At 38.8% G+C, this 6,076-nt stretch carries 7 protein-coding genes; 3 read left to right on the top strand and 4 right to left on the bottom strand.

Features of this window, described 5'->3' with window-relative positions; all coding sequences use genetic code 11:
- Positions 1–278: 278 nt before the first annotated feature.
- A complete protein-coding gene (locus tag F6K13_RS14505) occupies positions 279–887 on the bottom strand; it encodes a hypothetical protein (protein WP_124143649.1) in 609 nt (202 codons plus the stop codon).
- Positions 888–1,441: 554 nt separating this feature from the next.
- On the opposite strand from F6K13_RS14505, the gene F6K13_RS14500 reads away from it, so the two are divergent.
- A complete protein-coding gene (locus tag F6K13_RS14500; protein WP_124155226.1) occupies positions 1,442–3,169 on the top strand; it encodes a diflavin flavoprotein in 1,728 nt (575 codons plus the stop codon).
- 18 nt (positions 3,170–3,187) lie between these two features.
- Here F6K13_RS14500 and F6K13_RS14495 read toward each other — a convergent pair whose 3' ends face one another.
- From F6K13_RS14495 to F6K13_RS14485, 3 genes are all read right to left on the bottom strand, one after another.
- On the bottom strand, positions 3,188–3,706 hold the full coding sequence (locus F6K13_RS14495; RefSeq protein WP_161565044.1) for a zinc ribbon domain-containing protein: 519 nt from the start codon (positions 3,704–3,706) through the stop codon (positions 3,188–3,190).
- 175 nt (positions 3,707–3,881) lie between these two features.
- Complete coding sequence (locus F6K13_RS14490) at positions 3,882–4,004, bottom strand: hypothetical protein (protein ID WP_282433642.1); 123 nt, start codon at positions 4,002–4,004, stop codon at positions 3,882–3,884.
- Positions 4,005–4,040: 36 nt separating this feature from the next.
- Positions 4,041–4,277: a zinc ribbon domain-containing protein gene (locus F6K13_RS14485; protein ID WP_287241084.1), complete on the bottom strand. Its 237-nt coding sequence runs from the start codon at positions 4,275–4,277 to the stop codon at positions 4,041–4,043.
- A 451-nt stretch (positions 4,278–4,728) separates the two neighbouring features.
- Between F6K13_RS14485 and F6K13_RS14480 the strand changes: the two genes are divergently transcribed.
- Entirely contained in the window at positions 4,729–5,589 is an 861-nt protein-coding gene (locus tag F6K13_RS14480) for a Tc toxin subunit A (protein ID WP_124154591.1), read from the top strand.
- A 19-nt stretch (positions 5,590–5,608) separates the two neighbouring features.
- The coding region (locus F6K13_RS14475; RefSeq protein WP_287287697.1) for a LamG-like jellyroll fold domain-containing protein at positions 5,609–6,076 on the top strand (468 nt) is incomplete at its 3' end.

Below are 6,076 nucleotides of genomic sequence, written 5' to 3'. Positions count from 1 at the left end.
TGTCCTGCATGGGTTTTGGTGAAGATATATATTTTTTAATTTCTCCCATACTCCCCTCCACGGTCGGGGTTAGGGGTGGGGGAGAAATTTAAGTAATTTAAGAAATTATGAACACATAATACAGCATATTTCGGGCAAATGAGGTACAGGGTAAATGATGAAAATATTGTAGTGCAGGCATCTTGCCCGTGATGGGTGTACCTCATAACAACGGGATGCGCTGTATATAACCAGATTCTATGTAACTTCTTCCTTCTTCCTTCTTCCTTCTTCCTTAATTAAGGAGAACAATCTGAGATATAGCTTCCACTACTATCTCTAGAAACTATATATCCTTGATATGGATTTGTAACTTCTATAAACCTTTGAGTGCCACTACCAATTTCTTCATTTCCGGTAACTTCTATTCTCTGACCATTTTCTAGCACTCCAATTCTACGACTCGCTGAATTGCGTGACTCAAAAATATATAATCCATTTGGCCTGAGAATATAACAAGTTTTTAATTTAGCCCTTGCTTTAGCCTGGTAATTAATTACACGCTCTGTGAGGCCATTCTGTGTTATAGAATCTACACGATATTGGTCTGGGCTAACAATATATTCAATTCCTCGTACCGGGTCATAAGCTTCCCAAGAACTACCTCTTTTTGTGGCATTACCAACAATCAGCCAATCTTGCTCAGTTCCATTCTTAGGTTGACTAATGAATATATATTCACCCTTTTGAGTTTCGCAAATATTAATATTAAAGTTTGCCGTTTCATAATTTGCTTTTTGAGAGCCATACCCATAACAAAGCTGCGCCTGTGCTGATATTGGCAGAATCAGACTTCCCAGCACTAAAGCAGTTGTAACAACTCCCACGGTGGCTAATCGGTGTTTCATTGTTTCTCCTTTGTGCTATTGGATAGTAGCAAAACCCTATAACCTTACCATAATTTGATAAAAATATCTCCCAAAAAAGAAAATAAGTAAAGCATTATTTGATATTCTTAACTTTCTAATAAAATTTTCTATAAAAAACTTATAGTTAAATTGTGTAAAGATATTAAAAAGTTCTCAGCTTTCAGCAATAAGCTATCAGCCTAAGTTGACTTATAGCAGAAGGCAGAAGGCAGAAGGCAGAAGGCAGAAGGCAGAAGAAAAAATCTGACATTGTCTGAGTTTTCCACTTTTGATATGTCCTCTCCTTCCCTTCGACTGCGATAAATCCAAAAAAATTGAAAAGGAGATTTTAACTTCTCCTCAACTATCGAACTTACTACTAGGGATAAAAATCCTAAAATAGCTCCGAGCTATAAAACTTTTGGATATTTTTTTGGATATTTTAAGGTACAAACCTCAAAGCTGTTGACGGAAAATTCCGTAGAAAAAGCCGAAAACTGCTAGTTGAAAGCTTGTTAAAAATAAAATCAAAAAAAATTAGAGAGAAGTCTCTTATGGTAGCAGTAACAGACCGAGTAAAAAATAGACTAACAACGGAGACAAGTAAAATTGCTCCTGATACCATGGCCATTCGCTCCCTTGATTGGGACCGCGATCGCTTTGATATAGAATTTGGTCTACAGAATGGTACCACATATAACTCCTTTATTATTCGAGGAGAAAAAAATGCTCTGGTTGATACATCCCATGCAAAATTTCGTCAGTTATATTTAGACATCCTCTGGGGTCTAATTAAACCTACAGAAATTGATTACCTAATTATTAGTCATACCGAACCAGATCATAGTGGTTTAGCCAAAGACATTATCGAACTAGCTCCCCAAGTTACAGTTGTTGGGGCAAAAGTAGCAATCCAATTTTTAGAAAATTTAGTTCACACACCATTTAACAAACAAATTGTCAAAAATGGCGACCAATTAGATTTAGGCAACGGTCACGTTTTAGAATTCGTTTCTGCTCCAAATCTCCATTGGCCAGATACTATTTTTACCTACGACAGCAAAACCCAAACTCTATTCACCTGTGATGCTTTTGGGATGCACTATTGCTCAGACAAAACTTACGATGAAAATCTGAGTGACATAGAAGCAGACTATAAATTCTATTACGAATGTCTGATGGCCCCCAATGCTCGCTCAGTATTGAGTGCTATGAAACGCATGGCAAAACTGGGAGATATCAATACCATTGCCACAGGTCATGGTCCCCTACTACGTTATAACTTAGTAGAATTAACCAACCGTTATGAGGAGTGGAGCAAAGCACAAAGCAAAGCAGAAACAACAGTAGCAGTATTCTACACTTCTGATTATGGTTATAGCGATCGCCTCTCCCAAGCAATTGCCCACGGGATAACCAAAACAGGCGTTGCAGTAGAAATGATAGACCTCAAATCTGCCGACCCCCAAGAAGTGCGGGAATTGGTAGAAATGGCAAAAGGAATTGTCATTGGATCGCCACCAACCACAGGTCCGGCAGCAAGCACTTCTGAAACTGCAGTCAACACTATTTTGGCAGCAGCTAACAAAAAACAGACTTTCGGTCTATTTGAATCTGGTGGTGGTGATGATTTATCAGTATATCCTCTAGCAAATAAACTTAAGGAGTTAGGTCTCAAGCAAGCATTCCCCAATATTCTGATTAAAGAAACTCCTTCAGAATTAACTTATAAACTTTGTGAGGAAGCGGGCACGGATGCAGGGCAGTTATTGAGTCTGAAGAAAAATATTAAGCAGATGAAATCTCTTGATAGTGACTTAGATAAAGCTTTAGGTCGTTTGAGTGGGGGTTTGTATATTATCACTGCTACCAAAGGTGAGGTTAGTAGTGCAATGTTAGCTTCCTGGGTAGTGCAAGCTAGTTTTAAACCATTAGGAGTTTCTATCGCAGTAGCAAAAGACCGGGCAATTGAGGCGCTGATGCAAGTAGGCGATCGCTTTATCTTAAACGTATTGCGGGAAGATAACTATCAAAGTCTGATGCGACATTTTCTGAAGCGCTTTCCACCCGGTGCAGACCGTTTTGCCGGAGTGAATACTCAAACTGCTAAAAATGGTAGTCCGATTTTAGGAGATGCACTAGCTTATTTAGAGTGCGAAGTAGTAAGTCGGATGGAGGCAAGCGACCACTGGATTATTTATGCAGCTGTGGATACTGGAAGAGTTAGTGACTCAGATATTTTACCTGCGGTGCATCATAGAAAAGTAGGTAATCATTATTGACATACTCCCGACGCTCTCCTACGGGAGAGCAAGGGATTCTTCAGCCAAAGAAGCTTTGACCGCAGTTTTAACAGAGGTGATGTCCTCCCCCTGTGTTGATAGCAATCCAATTTTTTGGATCAGGAGTGCTGAGTTATAATCTCTGTCTAACTCCTGTCCACACTTAGGACATGAATGCCTTTCATGTCGCGGAGCGAAACGCTCAGACAAGCTTTTGGGCACTTGATTCAAACATTCCCAACAATGCTGAGATGTACCTTTTGGGTCTACTTTGATAATTTTCTTACCTAGCTTCCAGGCAACATACTCTAATACTTCAAGAAATTGATAAGTTGCTGCATCTTGCAAAGACTTATTTAATCCTGATTTAGCTGATTGACCATTAGGTAAAAACTGACGATTTTTTCCTAGTTTAGCTTGACAGCGCCGGACTAAATTTACTATCTGTAGGTCTTCCAGGAATATCACACTTACGTCTACCACTGGTTTTACCATTCTTGTCAGGTTTGGTAAAATTATCCATTGTTGTCTGCACACGCTGGATAATATCTTGCAATACCTGAGAGTGTATAGATTTATATTCAGGGAAGAGTTTTTTTGTTTTCCCTAGGTCTGCTAACTGTACTGTTTCCCAGACTACATAACCATTTATTATGTTGGAATGCTTATCCGTTCTTAGAAACCTATGATAATCCATATAAATCTATGATTATCATTTTCTTTGTGGGTTTAATACCCCACCGTCTACACGGTGTTCACGCATTACTTGGGGGAGCGAATCCCCATGTAATTTTCCTCCTGTCTCCTGTCTCCTGTCTCCTGTCTCCTTCTTCAACTGTTCTATTCCTGTTTCTATCTGGCAACGTCGGCGTTATCCAGTCCACAGGCATTCACGGTCGTTCGCGTTAGCGTTGCGGAGCAAACTGACCGCCATAGCTAAATTTAACGCTGCATTCAAGTCTCGATCACAACTGAAACCACAGTTTTCACATTCAAAAACACGCTCTGATAACAATAGAGACTCTTTAACAGTTCCACACCTGCTGCAGGTTTTAGAACTAGGAAACCATCTATCAATGATGATTAACTCTGAACCATATAATATCATGTCCGGTAGCATCGGTCTTGTATAGCAAAGGTAAGGAAGAAGGAAGAAGGAAGAAGAAAGAGGGAAGAGGGAAGAAGGCTACCCTCGCAAGAAAAAACCATCATTTCCTGTAGATATTCACCCTTGGGTTTACACAAACGATATAAACGGACATGATATAATGCGTGAACACCCCCGTTGACGGTGGGGTATTAAACCCACAAAGAAAATGATAACTACAGGAAAACCGCAAATTTTAGCCCTGCTTTCCCATCCATCTGCTGATGCTTGAAACCTCTCGGTTGAGGGTTAAAACGTCTCGGTTTGTTGAATAACTACTAATAACTACAAATACTGAAACAAAGTTTTAAACAACTTAATCTCAAAAAGTCACCAGAAACTATATGTTGTTAATAACAGACAAGCTATAAAGTTCCAACCCACCTATTTAATTACGGACAAAAGACTAAATATGAATTACTCAATACTTAACCAAGAAGCTGTTCAACAACTGATGACTTCTTTTGGCTTTAACTCCCTAGATCAAGTAGACCAACTAGAAACAATTACTGACTATTACAATTATCTGGAGAAGACAGACCAAAAAAATTTGATGTCTAATGGTTCTCAGAATTTCCGTCATGCCAAACATATTTCTGCTGTTCTCAAAAATCAGGCTAGGGATACTCTGTTTGTTAATGAACCTGTTGCTAATACTCTGCGGGATTTTCGTTTACCTTTTGATGAACGAAATAACTCTATGGATATGTCTGTTAGTTCGCTGCAAAAACTACTGCCAGAGGAACTCGAGAGGACAGCACTAGAAGCTTTAAGTCAAGATGCTCCTACTCGCTACGTTAAACCTAGTTCAATTCAGTCTACTCAATCACCTGCGGCATATCTTAAGTATATTTATGATAAGGCTAAAGCGATCGAGAATGTTAATCCGGATTTTGATTTAATTGCTCGTCGTCCCGATCTAGAGGACTTGGTATTAAATGAAGATAATTTACATCAGGAAGTGACGACTCTGGAGTTAGCGAATGAGTTGTTAATTGCTCAATATTTGGATAAAAGTGGGAAAACAGAAGAAGAATTATACGAAAATCTCAAGTATACGTTTCACCCCTTAGAATTACCTTTCGATAAGAGTCACAGCGAGGTTCGTTATATTCTAGCAGCAATGCAAGACGGGATGAGTCTTAATGAAATAGCTCGTCGCATCAAAGAAAATGACTTTGCTCTCAATGATACAAATTTTACCTTAATACCTAACCTGGTAGATCGATTAAATCTGTATCAAAGGAAAATGGACTTACTGGGTATTTACTAAGAATGTTACCACTGGTGAAATGAAAATTTATGTCAATGGAACTCTTTGGCATAGTGAAGGAGACAAAAATCAACCAATCAATCTAGCAAATAAAGTAGTGTTGGGAAATTTTATTTCAAACAATGGTACTTTATCTAATAATTGGTACGAGGGTCTAGTAGCTCATCTTCAGATTTACAGCAAAGAATTATCACCAACAGAAATTAATAAAAAGTATCTTTTTCTGTCTCAAGTAGAAAGGTTCCGAGAAGCAACCAAACTGTCAATAGAAGAGTTCAATCAATTTTACCCTAACTACAGAGTCAAGGATGACGCAGATAACAGCTATGAAACAAATAAAGTCTATGGTACCTATATCAGTAACGGTCATAACTTAACTCTCAAGACAGTCGATGCAAAGTTAGTGATGGGCCATGATGACGGAACATATCTTAATCACGACTTCTTCTATCGCTTCAACCGCATCATTCGCCTCCAGAAAAGGCCA

Source organism: Okeania sp. SIO2B9, from assembly GCF_010672505.1.
GTDB lineage: Bacteria > Cyanobacteriota > Cyanobacteriia > Cyanobacteriales > Microcoleaceae > Okeania > Okeania hirsuta.
The sequence above is the reverse complement of the archived record's forward strand: the minus strand, read 5'-3'. Positions and strand labels throughout refer to the sequence as shown.

Bases quoted from the DNA above. Each gene is read 5' to 3' on its own strand.
- F6K13_RS14505 (WP_124143649.1), bottom strand. From the start codon at position 887: ATGAAACACCGATTAGCCACCGTGGGAGTTGTTACAACTGCTTTAGTG.
- F6K13_RS14500 (WP_124155226.1), top strand. From the start codon at position 1,442: ATGGTAGCAGTAACAGACCGAGTAAAAAATAGACTAACAACGGAGACA.
- F6K13_RS14485 (WP_287241084.1), bottom strand. From the start codon at position 4,277: ATGATATTATATGGTTCAGAGTTAATCATCATTGATAGATGGTTTCCT.
- F6K13_RS14480 (WP_124154591.1), top strand. From the start codon at position 4,729: ATGAATTACTCAATACTTAACCAAGAAGCTGTTCAACAACTGATGACT.